This is a genomic window from Curvibacter lanceolatus ATCC 14669, from assembly GCF_000381265.1.
Lineage (GTDB): Bacteria > Pseudomonadota > Gammaproteobacteria > Burkholderiales > Burkholderiaceae_C > Curvibacter > Curvibacter lanceolatus.
The window spans coordinates 1-14,248 of the sequence record NZ_KB906282.1 but is presented as its reverse complement, the minus strand read 5'-3'; the positions used below and the strand labels follow the sequence as shown (position 1 = coordinate 14,248).

The following is a 14,248-nucleotide window of genomic DNA, read 5'->3' as shown; positions in this document are numbered from 1 at the left end:
ACCTTTCAGAAACCATTCACCGATACACGGTGCTTTCCATGAGTCAGCTGGCGGATTCCTTGGGTGCAGCGGTCGATGCGGTGGCTGGCTCGCGGCGGCGGAACATGCCGTAGCCTTCCATGTGCAGCACCTTGTCACCATGCTGGTTGAACATCTCCCACTGGGTGCGCACCAGGCCCACGTCGGGGCGTTTGCTCATGGGGCGGCTTTCCAGCACCGTGTGCTGCAGCCTCAGGGTGTCGCCCGGAAACACCGGTTTGAGCCACTTGATGCCCTCCAGGCCCGGTGAGCCCAGGCTGGACGATTCACGCAGGAAGTTGGTCACCATCAGGCGCATGGCCATGGAGCAGGTGTGCCAGCCGCTGGCACACAGCGCCCCGAACACCGAGGCCTTGGCGGCTTCGTCGTCCAGGTGAAAGGGCTGGGGGTCGAACTGGCTGGCGAAGGCGATGATGTCTTCGCGGCTGGGGCTGATGGTGCCCAGGTCTCGCTGAAAACCGACGTGCAGGTCTTCCCAGTAAAAGCGGAGGGTGGGTGGCGATTGGGTCATGGGTGGTGGGTGTAAGCGCGTTTTGAGTGGCTCAACGGCCACCGGAAACGTCCAGCAGCGACATGGTCGTGTAGCTTGCCGCGTCAGACAGCAACCACACAATCGCCTGCGCGACTTCTTCGGCACTGCCGCCGCGCTGCATAGGCACCTGGTGGGCCAGGTCGCGCACCCGGTCGGGCAGCCCGCCCGAGGCGTGGATGTCGGTCTCGATCAGGCCGGGGCGCACGGCATTGACGCGAATGCCCTCGGCCGCCACCTCCTTGGCCAGGCCGATGGTGAAGGCGTCCACCGCGCCCTTGGCGGCGGCGTAGTCCACATACTGCCCCGGTGAGCCCAGGCGGGCGGCCGCGCTGGAGACGTTGACGATGGTGCCGCCCTCACCGCCGTGTCGGTGGCTCATGCGGCGCACGGCCTCGCGGGCGCACAGCATGGTGCCGATCACGTTGATGTCGAACATGCGCCTCCAGCGGGCCACGCTCATGTCCTCGACCCGGGCGGTGACATCGACCACGCCGGCGTTGTTCACCAGGGCGCTCAGTCGCCCCAGTTTGGCGTCGATCTTGGCGAACATGCCCAGCACCTGGGCCTCGTCGGCCACGTCGGCCTGCACCGCCACCGCCTGGCCGCCGCCCGCGCGGATCTGGCGCACCACTTCGTCCGCGGCCAGGGAGTTGGCCGTGTAGTTCACGGCCACTGCGTAGCCCTGCTGCGCCGCCAGCAAGGCCGTCGCTGCACCGATGCCACGGCTGCCGCCGGTGACCAACACTACTTTGCTCATATCCATGTCTCCAGCCAGATGGGGTCAATTGGGGTAAAAAGCCGCCTGTGCCCGGCGACGCGTGTTCGCGCTATTTTGCGTCGGGCGTCGGCAGGGCTCGGTTTTTGTCGGGCTTGCCGCGGGCCATCCACTTTCCAACAGGAGTTTTCCATGGGTCAATTCATCGATCTGAAGGCCGCTGACGGCCATGTGTTCCCCGCCTATGTGGCGCAGCCTGCCGGCACGCCCAAGGGGGCCGTCGTGGTGCTGCAGGAGATCTTTGGCGTCAACTCGCACATCCGCTCGGTGGCCGACGGCTATGCCGCCCAGGGCTACCTGGCCGTGGCGCCGGCCACGTTCGACCGGGTCAAGCCCGGGGTGGAGCTGGGCTACGCCGAGGCCGACATGGGTGAGGGTTTGGGCTACAAGACCGCTGTCGAGGCCCTGCCTGCACCGGGCGTGATGCAAGACATCCAGGCCGCCATCGACCATGCGGCCAGTGCAGGCAAGGTGGGCATCGTGGGCTATTGCTGGGGTGGCTTGCTGGTCTGGCGCGCGGCGGCAGCTTTGACCGGCCTGAGTGCGGCCGTGGCCTATTACGGCGGCGGCGTGACCACCCCTGCCGAAGTGGCGCGCCAGCCGCAGGTGCCGGTGCTGGCGCACTTTGGCGACCAGGACCACTGGATCCCGCTCGACTCGGTGGAGGTCTTCCGGGCCGCCCACCCCGAGGTGCAGGTGCATGTCTATGCGGCCAACCACGGTTTCAATTGCGATCAGCGCGGTTCCTATGACGAGGCTGCGGCCAACACGGCGCGTGAGCGCTCGCTGGCCTTCTTTGCGCAGCACCTGGCTTGAGGGGCGATGGCGCTGGTGCGGTGACAATCATCGCTTCAGCGCCACCTGACCACCCTGCGTACAGCCATGAGTTCCTTGCCCCCCGCCGATGAGGCCCTGCCTCTGTTTCCTCTGCAAACCGTGTTGTTCCCGGGGGGCTGGCTGCCGCTGCAGATCTTCGAGGTGCGCTACCTGGACATGATCGGCCAGTGCCACCGCGAAGGTCGTCCCTTTGGGGTGGTGTCCTTGCTGCAGGGGCAGGAGGTGCAACGTGCAGGTGATTCGGCCCCTGAGGCCTTTCAGCCGGTGGGCACCCTGGCGCACATCGTGGGGTTGGAGCGGCCTCAGCCCGGGCTGATGGTCATCCGCTGCGAGGGCGGGCAACGGTTTCGCCTGGCGACGCCGCAGCGTCTCAAGCATGGGCTGTGGGTGGCGCCGGTGGCCGAGTGGTTGCCGGCCGATCCGTTGGTGGCGGTGCCTGATGACCTGTTGCATGTGCAGCGTGCGCTGCAGACCCTGGTGGCCCAGGGCGAGGCCGAGGTGCAACGCCAGCCGCAGGCCGGGTTGGAGCTGCCGGTGCGCCAGCCCTACCAGTGGCACGACGCGGGTTGGCTGGCCAACCGCTGGTGTGAGCTGCTGGGCTTGCCGGCGGCCCAGATGCAGCAGTTGATGAGCCTGGAAAGCCCCTTGCTGCGCCTGGAGCTGGTGGCCGATCTGCTGGAGCGTGACCACGGCCTGACGCCCCCCGCTCCGCAATGAGCCGTGCGGTATGGCCCGGCCCGGCTCAACGCCGGGTTCTGGCCAGGTATTGCTTGCGCCAGAACACCACGATCAGTCCCAATGCAATCAGGCCCATGGAGCCCATGGCCCACCAGAAGCCGGTCTCCCGGTGTACCAGGGGGATGAATTCGAAGTTCATGCCGAAGATGCCTGCGATCAGGTTCAGGGGCAGGAACACGGCGGTCAGCGCCGTCAGGGTGCGCATGATGTCGTTGGTGCGGTTGCTCTGGGCCGAGAAATGCATCTGCACCGCGGTCTCGGCACTTTGCTCCAGCCGGCGCACATGGTGCACCACGCGCTCGATGTGCTCCAGCACGTCGCGGCTGCGCACTTTCAGCAGATCCCGCTCTCGCTGTTCGGCCGGGGTGTGGGCGTCGGGCCGGGTCTCCAGGGCATCGATCCAGTCCTGGATGGCGGCGCGCTGGTCCTCGCAGATTTCGTCGAGCTGGTGCAAGGACAGGCGTGCCTCCAGCAGGGCACTCCAGTTGTTGAAGCGGGTGCCGGGCTTGAGCAGAGAACTTTGCCAGTGGTCGAGCTGGCGGGTCAGCTCGCGGCGCAGCTCCAGGTAGCCGTCCACCATCAGATTGACCAATCGCAGCATCAGGTCGGCCGGGTTGGCCGGGACGCGTGAGCCGGTGGGGCGCGGGTCGGCATGGCCCTGGTTGAGCAGACGCGCGGCATAGGCCTCGCGCACGCCGCAGTCGCTGGGGTGCACGGTGAGCAGCAATTGGTCGAACAGGGCAAAGCCCACCGGACTGGTGTCGATACGGCGCAACACGGGAGGCCCCCCGCGCGCCGGCGAGCGCACCAGAGGCTCGCCTGGATGCGCACCATCCCCTTCACCCTGGCGCGTGGCCAGCCTGCGAAACACCAGCAGATCGTATTGCGAGGTGTAGTCGTAGTGGGAGGGCAACTGGTTGTTCAGCAGGTCCGAGACGTGCAGGTCCACCAGTTGCAGCCCTGTCCAGGTCAGCAAGGCCGCTTGCAGGCGCCCTTGCAGGTGCTCGAACTCCTGGCGCGTGCAAGCGAGCCACAGGTAGCCCTGGTCCGGCAGGTGCTCGGGCAGGGTGTCGGTCTCGCTGATGTTCGAGCCTTGGATCGAGAAGATGCGCATGGCGGGTGGCAGTGTTGTGTCAGCCGGCGTGGTGTCAGCCGTTCTGCTGCAGGGCTTTGGCCGCGTCGATGGCGAAGTACGTGAGCACACCATCGGCACCGGCCCGCTTGAAGGCGAGCAGGCTTTCCAGCATCACGGCATCGTGATCGAGCCAGCCGTTCTGGGCTGCTGCCTTCAGCATGGCGTATTCGCCGCTGACCTGGTAGGCGAAGGTGGGCACGTGGAACTGGTCCTTCACGCGGCGCACGATGTCCAGGTAGGGCATGCCGGGCTTCACCATCACCATGTCGGCGCCTTCGGCCAGGTCCAGGGCCACTTCGCGCAGGGCCTCGTCGCTGTTGCCGGCATCCATCTGGTAGACCTTCTTGTTGCTTTTGCCCAGGTTGGCCGACGAACCCACCGCGTCACGGAAGGGGCCGTAGAAGGCGCTGGCGTACTTGGCGCTGTAGGCCATGATGCGGGTGTGGATCAGGCCTTGGGCCTCAAGCTGCTCGCGGATGGCGCCGATGCGCCCGTCCATCATGTCGCTGGGCGCCACGATGTCGACCCCGGCCTGGGCCTGAACCAGGGCCTGGCCCACCAACACCTCGGTGGTCTCGTCATTGAGGATGTAGCCGCTGTCGTCCAGCAGGCCGTCCTGGCCGTGGCTGGTGAAGGGGTCCAGCGCCACGTCGGTCATGATGCCCAGTTCGGGTACTTCTTTCTTCAGGGCCTGCACCACGCGCGGAATCAGGCCGTCGGGGTTCAGTGCTTCCTTGCCATCTGGCGTCTTGAGGGCGTTGTCGATCACCGGAAACAGGGCCATCACGGGGATGCCCAGGCGGGCGCACTCTTCGGCCTGGCGCAGCAACAGGTCGAGGCTGAGGCGCTCGACGCCGGGCATCGAGGCCACGGCTTCGCGGCGGTTCTGGCCTTCATGCACGAACACGGGGTAGATCAGATCGTGTGCGCTCAGCCGGTGCTCGCGAACCAGGTTGCGCGTGAAGTTGTCGCGCCGAAGGCGGCGCGGACGGTTGGCGGGGAAGGGGGCGGGGTGGAGGAAGGGGGAGGTCATTCGAAAATTGTGCCTCATACCTCGTCGTTCAGGAAATGACGAAACAGAGTGGTGGTTTCATAAATATCAATTAATTTTGGGATATCCGGTAATTCGTGGCGATACGCGGCTTTTTTCTGACGAAATGTCGTGTAAATCTGAATTTCCTGCTTGAGTTTGGGCTGTGACTTTGCTAAATTACCCCTGGGCAGCTTGCTGCTCCCCGCTTTTCCTCCCTGAGCGGGTGCCTTGATGTGTGACAGCAAAAAGGCTTCCTGACCCGGCCCATGGCCGGGTTTTTTTTTGCCCACCTGCTGCAAAGCAAGGCTTGGCACTGGTTTGCCCGGGGCTTCTGGACAGGCAAAGATCTGGCTCTACACTGGGGTCATGCTCTGGATCAAAGCCTTTCACATCGTCTTCGTGGCCAGCTGGTTTGCTGGTCTGTTTTACCTGCCTCGCATTTTTGTCAATTTGGCCATGGTGCCGGTGGGCTCTGTGGCAGAGCGGGAGCGCTTGTTGCTGATGGCTCGCAAATTGTTGCGATTCACCACCCTGTTGGCCGTTCCTGCGCTGGCCCTGGGGGCAGTGCTCTGGCTGGGCTATGGCATCGGGCGCGGGCCGGGCAACGGTTGGATGCATGCCAAGCTGACCGTGGTGCTGTTGGTTCTGGCTTACCACCATGTCTGCGCCAAGCTGCTCAGGCAGTTTGTGAACAATCAGAACCGGCGCGGGCACGTCTGGTTCCGTTGGTTCAATGAGGCTCCGGTGCTGCTGATGCTGGTGGCGGTTGTGCTGGTGGTGGTCAAGCCGTTTTGATGGCAGAGGCCGGTGCCGTGTCGGAACACAAAAGCGCAGCCTGGCCCCTGGCCCAGGTGTATGCGGCGCTGATTGTTTATGCCAGCCTGTACCCGTTTGGCGAGTGGCGGACCCAGGGCATATCGCCTTTTGCTTTTCTGTTGGCGCCGCTGCCCAGGTATTGGACCGGATTTGACGTTCTGTCGAACGCTTTGGGCTATGGGCCCCTGGGCTTTCTGATCACCCTGGGGGGGCTGCGCAGCAGGCTGGCGCGCCCTCTGCTGTTGGCGGTGGGGGCAGCGTTTTGTCTCTCGCTGGCCATGGAAAGTTTGCAGAGTTACCTGCCCTCGCGGGTGCCCTCCAATGTGGATCTGTTTCTCAATGCCCTGGGCGGCGCCGTGGGGGCCATGGCGGCGTGGGCGTTGGAGCGCCTGGGGGCCTTGGATCGTTGGAGTCTGTTCCGCGCGCGCTGGTTTGTTCCGGAGTCGCGCGGGGCGCTGGTGTTGTTGGCGCTGTGGCCGGTGGGCCTGTTGTTCCCGGCGGCGGTGCCCTTGGGCTTGGGGCAGGTCATGGAGCGGGTCGAGGAGGGGCTGGCCGATTGGTTGGCTGACACACCCTTGCTCGATTGGCTGCCTGTGCGCGATGTGGAGCTGCAGCCCCTGATCCCGAGTGCTGAACTGCTGTGTGTGGCCTTGGGCGCCCTGGTGCCTTGTTTGCTGGCCTACAGCATTGTCCGTTCTCTGCCTCGGCGGGTGGCGATGCTGGTGCTGGTGCTGGGTGTGGGCCTGGGCTTCACGGCCTTGTCGGCCGCCTTGAGTTACGGCCCTGTTCATGCCTGGAGCTGGTTGAGTCTGCCCGTGCAGTTGGGCCTGGTGCTGGCCTTGTTGCTGGCTCTGCCATCGCTGTGGCTGACACGCCGCGGTTGCGCCGCCTTGTGCCTGCTGGCGCTGGGCATCCATCTGTCCATTCTGAATCAGTCGCCGACCAGCGCCTACTTTGCCCAGACCCTGCAGACCTGGGAGCAGGGGCGCTTCATTCGTTTCAATGGTCTGGCGCAATGGGTGGGTTGGCTGTGGCCCTACGCCACGCTGGTGTATCTGATCCGTTGGATGGCCCGGCGCGAGCCGGGTTGAGGGGGCGGGCGGCGCCGTGAGGCGGCTTCTTTCTGGCTTCTCTCTAGAATGGCGCCATGTCTGAATCCTCTACCGTCAAGCCCGCCGCCGGCGCTGTTGCCGATGGTGCGCCGCAGCTTGCTGCGCAGCCCTCCTATTACGAGCGGCACATCTTTTTCTGCCTCAACGAGCGCGTCAATGGTGAGGACAGCTGTGCTCACCACGGCGCCAAGGAGGCTTTTGACCGATGCAAGGCGCAGGTCAAGGCTGCAGGCTTGGCGGGGCCAGGGCAGGTCCGGGTGAACAAGGCCGGTTGCCTGGACCGCTGCGCTGGCGGGCCGGTGGCGGTCGTGTACCCCGAAGCTGTCTGGTACACCTTTGTGGACCCCAGCGATGTGGACGAGATCGTCGAATCCCACCTCAAGAATGGCAAGGTGGTCGAGCGCCTGCTGACACCGCCTCACCTGGGGCGTTGATTTTTTGTTGGATGTTGAACCGGGTCGCGTCCTGGCGGAGCGACCCGGTCCTGTTTGAGAAGGTACCGCCATGAATGCCCAAACCCTGAAGCTTGAGCTCGCAGGCCCGTCTGGGGCGCTGCAAGGCCTGCGTGATGCGGCCACCCTATCGGAAGGTGGCGCCCCGAGGGGTGTTGCCATCATTGCCCACCCCCACCCGCTGTTTGGCGGCACCATGGACAACAAGGTGGTGCAGACCTTGGCGCGGGCCTTTGTCCAGTCGGGTTGGGATGCCGTCCGCTTCAACTTCCGGGGTGTCGGAGCCAGTGCCGGCGCCTGGGATGAGGGGCATGGGGAGATTGACGACTTTCTGGCCGTCCTGGAGCAGCAGGCGCCCCATGGCCCCCTTGCGATCGCCGGGTTCTCTTTCGGCGCCTATGTCGCCAGCCATGCCTTCAAGGCCGCTTGGCCCAGTCGGGTGGTTGAGCGGGTGGTGTTGGTGGGTACGGCCGCTTCGCGCTTCCAGGTGGCTGAGTTGCCGCCAGAGGCGCATGAGCGCGCCTTGGTGCTGCACGGCGAGCAAGATGACACGGTGCCGCTGGCTGCAGTCATGGATTGGGCGCGGCCCCAGGCCCTGCCGGTGACGGTGGTACCCGGAGGGGGGCACTTCTTTCACGGGCAGTTGCCCCTGTTGAAGGCCTTGGTGGTTCGCCATTTGCGCCCCTGATGACGGGCTGCGTCATGAACTTTGGGGCGCTTTGGGCCCTCTCATGACCTGGCCGTGGCTTCTCGGCCCTTTTCTTTTTGCGCTGCGCGCTCTACCCACATGAGATGTTTTTTCAAGGCTCTGCTGGTGTCCATGGCCCTGGTGACGGCGCTGTCGGTGTCGGCGCAGGTGCCTCAGGCCCCCGATGTGGCAGCGCGATCCTACCTGCTGCTGGATGTGACGGCCAATCAGATCCTGGCGGAGAAAGGCATCGAGTCGCCGGTGGAGCCGGCTTCATTGACCAAGCTGATGTCGGCTTACCTTGTCTTTGATGCGCTGAAGGCGGGGAAGATCGATCTCAAGCAGCGTCTGCCGGTCAGTGAGCGGGCCTGGAAGATGCCGGGATCCCGCATGTTCATCGACCCCAAGATGAAGGTGCCGGTGGATGATTTGATCAAGGGCATGGTGGTGCAGTCGGGCAACGACGCCACGATGGCACTGGCCGAGGGGGTGGGCGGCACCGCCGAGCGTTTTGTTGAGCTCATGAATGCCCAGGCCAAGGCCTTGGGCATGAAGAACACCGTTTACAAGAACCCTGAGGGCATGGTGGAGCCCGGGCACACCAGCACCGCCAGGGATCTGAGCATCCTGGCCAGTCGCCTGATCCGTGATTTTCCTGAGTACGTCGGCTACTACGGCATCAAGCAATACCGCTACGAGGGTACGTCGGCCACGAACACCGGCAACCGCAACTTGCTGCTGTTTCGGGACCCGACGGTCGATGGTCTGAGCGCGGGGCACACCAGCGCGGCAGGCTACGGGCTGGTGGCCACGTCCAAGAGGGACTTTCCAAATGTCGGTGGGCGTCGTTTGTTGTCGATCGTGTTGGGCGCCGCCAGTGAGAACGCGCGAGCGAACGAAAGCCAGAAATTGCTGAACTGGGGCTATACGGCCTATGAAGCCGTCAAGTTGTTCGATGCTGGGCAAGCTGTGGTGACGCCCAACGTCTGGAAGGGCAAGGAGAACACGGCCCGCCTGGGGCGCTCCGAGGCGATTGTCGTGGCTGTGCCCGCTGGCATGGCCGGCAGGTTGCAAACCCAGGTGACCCGGCCGGATCCCATCGTGGCACCTTTGCAGAAAGGGCAGGCCGTCGGCACTCTGAAGGTCAGTCTGGCCGATCAGCCGCTGCTGGAGGTGCCTTTGCTGGCCCTGGATGGCGTAGAGCAGGCCGGTGTCATGGGCCGTGCCTGGGATGCTTTGCGCCTCTGGATCAAGTGACTTGGCCAAGCTTTGTCAAGCCGTACTTGCCCCCAAAAGCCTGACCTGATACAGTAGAAGGCTTTTCGGAATTTCCGAAGGGTTGCACATTTGCGCGTCAATCTGATTTGACCTGCACGCACCATGTTCCTGCTGTGGCTGCCGAGAGATCCATTTGAATGGCTCGCTGGTTTGTACAAGTGGTTCTGATGGTTCGTTGCGGCGGGTCAGATGGTCGCGTTTCACGCGTGTGCAGTGCCGTGCGGTGTCGATTGCTCGGCTTTTTTGTAATTTTCAAACGTTTAGGGACGTTTCATGCCAACCATCAACCAGCTCGTGCGTCAGGGGCGCGAGGTCGAAAAGACCAAGTCCAAGAGCCCCGCGATGCAAAACTCCCCCCAGCGTCGTGGCGTGTGCACCCGTGTGTACACCACGACCCCCAAGAAGCCTAACTCCGCTCTGCGTAAGGTTGCCAAGGTGCGCCTGACCAACGGTTTCGAGGTGATCTCCTACATCGGCGGTGAAGGCCACAACCTGCAGGAACACAGCGTGGTGCTGGTTCGTGGCGGTCGTGTCAAGGACTTGCCCGGTGTGCGTTACCACATCGTGCGTGGTTCGCTCGACTTGCAAGGCGTGAAAGACCGCAAGCAGTCGCGTTCCAAGTACGGCGCGAAGCGCCCGAAGAAGGCCTAAGCAGTTTTGCTGTCAGCCACGGGTGAATGGTTCCCGAAAGCGTCACAGCTTTGAAAAACATCGGTGTTTGAATGGCCTGGCTGGCCTTCAGACGTAGTGACCCGAACAGTGCCATGTTGGCGCGGGGTCGAGTAAGTGAGTTGCCATATGGCGCTCGCGGTACCTGAAATGGTGCCAACTGAAGCATAGAGGTGAAGAAATGCCACGTCGTCGCGAAGTCCCTAAACGTGAAATCCTGCCGGACCCGAAGTTCGGTAACGTCGAGCTGTCCAAATTCATGAACGTGATCATGGAAGGCGGCAAGAAGGCGGTCGCAGAACGCATCATTTACGGTGCTCTGGACCTGATCGCCAAGAAGCACCCTGACAAGGACGCCCTGGAAGCTTTCACGGTTGCCATCAACAACGTGAAGCCCATGGTCGAAGTGAAGTCCCGCCGTGTTGGCGGTGCCAACTACCAAGTGCCTGTGGAAGTGCGCCCTGTCCGTCGTCTGGCTCTGTCCATGCGCTGGATCAAGGAAGCTGCCCGCAAGCGTGGCGAAAAGTCGATGGCCCAACGTCTGGCCAACGAACTGCTCGAAGCCACCGAAGGCCGTGGTGGTGCCATGAAGAAGCGTGATGAAGTTCACCGCATGGCCGAAGCCAACAAGGCTTTCAGCCACTTCCGCTTCTAAACAGATCCATCCCCTCGCGTCTGAGAGCCCGCCCTTGTGCGGGCTCTCAGCGATTAACGGAGAAATTTCATGTCCCGCAAGACCCCCATTGAGCGCTACCGCAACATCGGTATTTCTGCTCACATTGACGCCGGTAAGACCACCACGACCGAGCGTATCCTGTTCTATACCGGTGTGAACCACAAGATCGGTGAAGTGCATGATGGCGCCGCCACCATGGACTGGATGGAACAAGAGCAAGAGCGCGGCATCACGATCACCTCGGCTGCCACGACTTGCTTCTGGAAGGGCATGGACATGTCTTTCCCCGAGCACCGCATCAACATCATCGACACCCCCGGCCACGTTGACTTCACCATTGAAGTTGAGCGCTCGATGCGCGTGCTGGACGGTGCCTGCATGGTGTACTGCGCTGTGGGTGGCGTGCAGCCCCAGTCTGAAACCGTGTGGCGTCAGGCTAACAAGTACAAGGTGCCGCGTCTGGCCTTTGTGAACAAGATGGACCGTACCGGTGCCAACTTCTTCAAGGTCGTGGACCAGATGAAGCTGCGCCTGAAGGCCAATCCTGTGCCTATCGTGATCCCCATCGGCGCTGAAGAAAACTTCAAGGGCGTTGTGGACCTGCGCAAGATGAAGGCCATCATCTGGGATGAAGCCTCGCAAGGCATGAAGTTCAACTTCGAAGAAATCCCGGCCGACCTGCTTGAAACCGCCAAGGAATGGCGCGAAAAGATGGTCGAAGCTGCTGCCGAATCTTCGGAAGAGCTGATGAACAAGTACCTTGAAGAAGGTGACTTGACCGAAGAAGAGATCACCCACGGTCTGCGTACCCGTGCCATCGCCTGCGAAATCCAGCCGATGCTGTGCGGTACCGCTTTCAAGAACAAGGGTGTGCAGCGCATGCTGGACGCCGTGATCGAACTGATGCCTTCGCCTGTGGACATTCCGCCGGTGACGGGTACCGACGACGACGAGCAGCCGGTCAGCCGCAAGGCCGACGACAGCGAGAAGTTCTCGGCTCTGGCATTCAAGCTGATGACCGACCCGTTCGTGGGTCAGCTGACCTTCGTCCGCGTTTACTCCGGCGTTCTGAGCAAGGGCGACACGGTGTACAACCCGGTGAAGGGTCGCAAGGAGCGTATCGGCCGTATCGTTCAGATGCACGCCAACGAGCGCCAGGAAGTGGACGAAATCCGCGCCGGCGACATCGCTGCCTGCGTGGGCTTGAAGGACGTCACCACGGGTGAAACCCTGTGTGATCCCGAAGCCATCGTCATGCTCGAACGCATGGTGTTCCCTGAGCCCGTGATCCGTCAGGCTGTGGAACCCAAGACCAAGGCCGACCAGGAAAAGATGGGCATCGCCCTGCAACGTCTGGCTTCGGAAGATCCGTCTTTCCGCGTCAACACCGACGAAGAATCGGGTCAGACCATCATCGCCGGTATGGGCGAGCTGCACCTGGAAATCATCGTTGACCGCATGAAGCGCGAATTCGGTGTGGAAGCCAACGTGGGCAAGCCGCAAGTGGCCTACCGCGAAACCATTCGCAAGTCGGTTGCTGACGTCGAAGGCAAGTTCGTGCGTCAATCGGGCGGTAAGGGCCAGTACGGTCACGTGGTGTTCACCGTCGAGCCGAACGAAGTGGGCAAGGGCTTTGAGTTCGTCGACGCCATCAAGGGCGGTGTGGTTCCTCGCGAATACATCCCTGCCGTTGAAAAGGGTGTGATCGAAGCCCTGAACAGCGGCGTGCTCGCTGGCTACCCGGTGGTGGACGTCAAGGTCACGCTGACTTTCGGTTCGTACCACGATGTGGACTCGAACGAAAACGCGTTCAAGATGGCCGCTATCTTCGGTTTCAAGGAAGGTTGCCGCAAGGCCAGCCCGGTCATTCTGGAGCCGATGATGGCTGTGGAAGTTGAAACCCCTGAAGACTACGCCGGTAACGTGATGGGTGACCTGTCCAGCCGTCGCGGCATGGTGCAGGGCATGGACGACATGGTCGGTGGCGGCAAGGCCATCAAGGCCGAAGTGCCGCTGTCGGAAATGTTCGGCTACTCGACCACCCTGCGTTCGATGTCGCAAGGTCGCGCCACCTACACGATGGAGTTCAAGCACTACAGCGAAGCTCCGCGCAACGTGGCTGAAGCCATCGTGGCTGCTCGCGCCAAGTAATTGGCTCTTGCCCCGCGCCTGAATAGGCTGCGGGGCATCCTCATTTGTCTGCGATCCGGTGCCCCTTTGTTCCCGTGCGGAGGGATTGAGCAACTGGATGCAGACGTAAAACCACACACGGGGTCGCTCTTTTTGGAGATTGAAAATGGCAAAAGGCAAGTTTGAACGTACCAAGCCGCACGTGAACGTCGGCACCATCGGTCACGTTGACCACGGCAAGACCACCCTGACGGCTGCGATCGCTACCGTTCTGGCAGCCAAGTTCGGCGGCGAAGCCAAGGCTTACGACCAGATCGACGCAGCGCCCGAAGAAAAGGCCCGCGGCATCACGATCAACACCGCCCACGTTGAATACGAAACCGCCAACCGCCACTACGCTCACGTGGACTGCCCCGGCCACGCTGACTATGTGAAGAACATGATCACCGGCGCTGCCCAGATGGACGGCGCTATCTTGGTGTGCTCGGCTGCTGACGGCCCGATGCCCCAAACCCGTGAACACATCCTGCTGTCCCGCCAAGTGGGCGTGCCTTACATCATCGTCTTCCTGAACAAGGCTGACCTGGTGGACGACGCTGAACTGCTGGAACTGGTCGAAATGGAAGTGCGCGAGCTGCTGTCCAAGTACGAATTCCCTGGCGACGACACCCCGATCATCAAGGGTTCGGCACGTCTGGCGCTGGACGGCGACAAGGGCGAACTGGGCGAGCAAGCCATCATGAAGCTGGCCGAAGCTCTGGACACCTACATCCCCACGCCTGAGCGCGCTGTGGACGGTGCTTTCCTGATGCCTGTGGAAGACGTGTTCTCGATCTCGGGTCGTGGCACTGTGGTGACCGGTCGTGTTGAGCGCGGCATCATCAAGGTCGGCGAAGAAATCGAAATCGTGGGTATCAAGCCCACCGTCAAGACCACCTGCACTGGCGTGGAAATGTTCCGCAAGCTGCTGGACCAAGGTCAGGCTGGCGACAACGTCGGCATCTTGCTGCGCGGTACCAAGCGTGAAGACGTCGAGCGCGGCCAAGTGCTGTGCAAGCCGGGCAGCGTCAAGCCGCACACCCACTTCACCGCAGAAATCTACGTTCTGTCGAAGGATGAAGGCGGCCGTCACACCCCGTTCTTCAACAACTACCGTCCTCAGTTCTACTTCCGCACGACCGACGTGACCGGCGCCATCGAGCTGCCGAAGGACAAGGAAATGGTCATGCCTGGCGACAACGTGTCGATCACTGTGAAGCTGATCAACCCCATCGCCATGGAAGAAGGTCTGCGTTTCGCCATCCGTGAAGGTGGCAAGACTGTGGGCGCCGGTGTGGT

General features: G+C 62.6%; 16 protein-coding genes. 11 read left to right on the top strand and 5 right to left on the bottom strand.

Annotation, left to right across the window (positions count from 1 at the left end; translation table 11 throughout):
- Positions 1-43: 43 nt before the first annotated feature.
- Together F624_RS0128715 and F624_RS0128710 are read right to left on the bottom strand one after the other, a co-directional pair.
- On the bottom strand, positions 44-550 hold the full coding sequence (locus tag F624_RS0128715; RefSeq protein ID WP_019577835.1) for a MaoC family dehydratase: 507 nt from the start codon (positions 548-550) through the stop codon (positions 44-46).
- Between the two features lie 31 nt (positions 551-581).
- Positions 582-1,328 (bottom strand): SDR family oxidoreductase, encoded by a 747-nt coding sequence (locus tag F624_RS0128710; protein ID WP_019577834.1) that lies wholly within the window; start codon positions 1,326-1,328, stop codon positions 582-584.
- A gap of 150 nt (positions 1,329-1,478) precedes the next feature.
- Here F624_RS0128710 and F624_RS0128705 point away from each other — a divergent pair, with 150 nt between their 5' ends.
- Together F624_RS0128705 and F624_RS0128700 are read left to right on the top strand one after the other, a co-directional pair.
- On the top strand, positions 1,479-2,162 hold the full coding sequence (locus F624_RS0128705) for a dienelactone hydrolase family protein (protein ID WP_019577833.1): 684 nt from the start codon (positions 1,479-1,481) through the stop codon (positions 2,160-2,162).
- Between the two features lie 66 nt (positions 2,163-2,228).
- Entirely contained in the window at positions 2,229-2,900 is a 672-nt protein-coding gene (locus F624_RS0128700) for an LON peptidase substrate-binding domain-containing protein (RefSeq protein WP_019577832.1), read from the top strand.
- A gap of 25 nt (positions 2,901-2,925) precedes the next feature.
- On the opposite strand, the gene F624_RS0128695 is transcribed toward F624_RS0128700, so the two are convergent.
- The 3 genes from F624_RS0128695 to F624_RS35165 are packed head-to-tail and all read right to left on the bottom strand — an operon-like array spanning position 2,926 to position 5,379.
- Positions 2,926-4,035 carry a magnesium transporter CorA family protein gene (locus tag F624_RS0128695; RefSeq protein WP_019577831.1) on the bottom strand — a complete coding sequence of 370 codons (1,110 nt, stop codon included), beginning with the start codon at positions 4,033-4,035 and terminating at the stop codon, positions 2,926-2,928.
- Positions 4,036-4,069: 34 nt separating this feature from the next.
- A complete protein-coding gene (gene hemB / locus F624_RS0128690) occupies positions 4,070-5,089 on the bottom strand; it encodes a porphobilinogen synthase (RefSeq protein ID WP_019577830.1) in 1,020 nt (339 codons plus the stop codon).
- A 14-nt stretch (positions 5,090-5,103) separates the two neighbouring features.
- A complete protein-coding gene (locus F624_RS35165) occupies positions 5,104-5,379 on the bottom strand; it encodes a hypothetical protein (protein ID WP_157443678.1) in 276 nt (91 codons plus the stop codon).
- Positions 5,380-5,455: 76 nt separating this feature from the next.
- On the opposite strand from F624_RS35165, the gene F624_RS0128685 reads away from it, so the two are divergent.
- The 9 genes from F624_RS0128685 to tuf all read left to right on the top strand — a co-directional run.
- Positions 5,456-5,884 (top strand): CopD family protein, encoded by a 429-nt coding sequence (locus tag F624_RS0128685; RefSeq protein WP_019577829.1) that lies wholly within the window; start codon positions 5,456-5,458, stop codon positions 5,882-5,884.
- Entirely contained in the window at positions 5,884-6,996 is a 1,113-nt protein-coding gene (locus F624_RS0128680; protein WP_019577828.1) for a VanZ family protein, read from the top strand. Before F624_RS0128685 ends, F624_RS0128680 begins: the two co-directional genes overlap by 1 nt.
- 56 nt (positions 6,997-7,052) lie before the next feature.
- Positions 7,053-7,451: a (2Fe-2S) ferredoxin domain-containing protein gene (locus tag F624_RS0128675; protein WP_019577827.1), complete on the top strand. Its 399-nt coding sequence runs from the start codon at positions 7,053-7,055 to the stop codon at positions 7,449-7,451.
- A gap of 70 nt (positions 7,452-7,521) precedes the next feature.
- Positions 7,522-8,157 carry an alpha/beta hydrolase gene (locus F624_RS0128670; RefSeq protein WP_019577826.1) on the top strand — a complete coding sequence of 212 codons (636 nt, stop codon included), beginning with the start codon at positions 7,522-7,524 and terminating at the stop codon, positions 8,155-8,157.
- A 132-nt stretch (positions 8,158-8,289) separates the two neighbouring features.
- Positions 8,290-9,414 carry a D-alanyl-D-alanine carboxypeptidase family protein gene (locus tag F624_RS0128665; protein ID WP_425387346.1) on the top strand — a complete coding sequence of 375 codons (1,125 nt, stop codon included), beginning with the start codon at positions 8,290-8,292 and terminating at the stop codon, positions 9,412-9,414.
- Between the two features lie 294 nt (positions 9,415-9,708).
- Positions 9,709-10,086, top strand: a complete 378-nt coding sequence (rpsL, locus tag F624_RS0128660; protein WP_017759704.1) for a 30S ribosomal protein S12 — start codon at positions 9,709-9,711, stop codon at positions 10,084-10,086.
- A gap of 199 nt (positions 10,087-10,285) precedes the next feature.
- The gene (gene rpsG, locus F624_RS0128655; protein ID WP_019577824.1) at positions 10,286-10,759 is read left to right on the top strand and encodes a 30S ribosomal protein S7; all 474 of its coding nucleotides are present in this window, start codon (positions 10,286-10,288) and stop codon (positions 10,757-10,759) included.
- A 69-nt stretch (positions 10,760-10,828) separates the two neighbouring features.
- Positions 10,829-12,931: an elongation factor G gene (gene fusA / locus F624_RS0128650; protein WP_019577823.1), complete on the top strand. Its 2,103-nt coding sequence runs from the start codon at positions 10,829-10,831 to the stop codon at positions 12,929-12,931.
- Between the two features lie 145 nt (positions 12,932-13,076).
- A partial coding sequence (gene tuf, locus F624_RS0128645; RefSeq protein ID WP_019577822.1) for an elongation factor Tu occupies positions 13,077-14,248 on the top strand: 1,172 nt, incomplete at its 3' end.

Excerpts from the sequence above, each read along its gene's own strand:
- F624_RS0128695 (WP_019577831.1), bottom strand. The coding sequence starts at position 4,035 with ATGCGCATCTTCTCGATCCAAGGCTCGAACATCAGCGAGACCGACACC.
- F624_RS0128685 (WP_019577829.1), top strand. The coding sequence starts at position 5,456 with ATGCTCTGGATCAAAGCCTTTCACATCGTCTTCGTGGCCAGCTGGTTT.
- hemB (WP_019577830.1), bottom strand. The coding sequence starts at position 5,089 with ATGACCTCCCCCTTCCTCCACCCCGCCCCCTTCCCCGCCAACCGTCCG.
- F624_RS0128670 (WP_019577826.1), top strand. The coding sequence starts at position 7,522 with ATGAATGCCCAAACCCTGAAGCTTGAGCTCGCAGGCCCGTCTGGGGCG.
- F624_RS0128705 (WP_019577833.1), top strand. The coding sequence starts at position 1,479 with ATGGGTCAATTCATCGATCTGAAGGCCGCTGACGGCCATGTGTTCCCC.
- rpsG (WP_019577824.1), top strand. The coding sequence starts at position 10,286 with ATGCCACGTCGTCGCGAAGTCCCTAAACGTGAAATCCTGCCGGACCCG.
- F624_RS0128715 (WP_019577835.1), bottom strand. The coding sequence starts at position 550 with ATGACCCAATCGCCACCCACCCTCCGCTTTTACTGGGAAGACCTGCAC.
- F624_RS0128680 (WP_019577828.1), top strand. The coding sequence starts at position 5,884 with ATGGCAGAGGCCGGTGCCGTGTCGGAACACAAAAGCGCAGCCTGGCCC.
- F624_RS0128700 (WP_019577832.1), top strand. The coding sequence starts at position 2,229 with ATGAGTTCCTTGCCCCCCGCCGATGAGGCCCTGCCTCTGTTTCCTCTG.
- F624_RS0128710 (WP_019577834.1), bottom strand. The coding sequence starts at position 1,328 with ATGAGCAAAGTAGTGTTGGTCACCGGCGGCAGCCGTGGCATCGGTGCA.
- F624_RS0128665 (WP_425387346.1), top strand. The coding sequence starts at position 8,290 with ATGGCCCTGGTGACGGCGCTGTCGGTGTCGGCGCAGGTGCCTCAGGCC.
- F624_RS0128675 (WP_019577827.1), top strand. The coding sequence starts at position 7,053 with ATGTCTGAATCCTCTACCGTCAAGCCCGCCGCCGGCGCTGTTGCCGAT.
- rpsL (WP_017759704.1), top strand. The coding sequence starts at position 9,709 with ATGCCAACCATCAACCAGCTCGTGCGTCAGGGGCGCGAGGTCGAAAAG.
- fusA (WP_019577823.1), top strand. The coding sequence starts at position 10,829 with ATGTCCCGCAAGACCCCCATTGAGCGCTACCGCAACATCGGTATTTCT.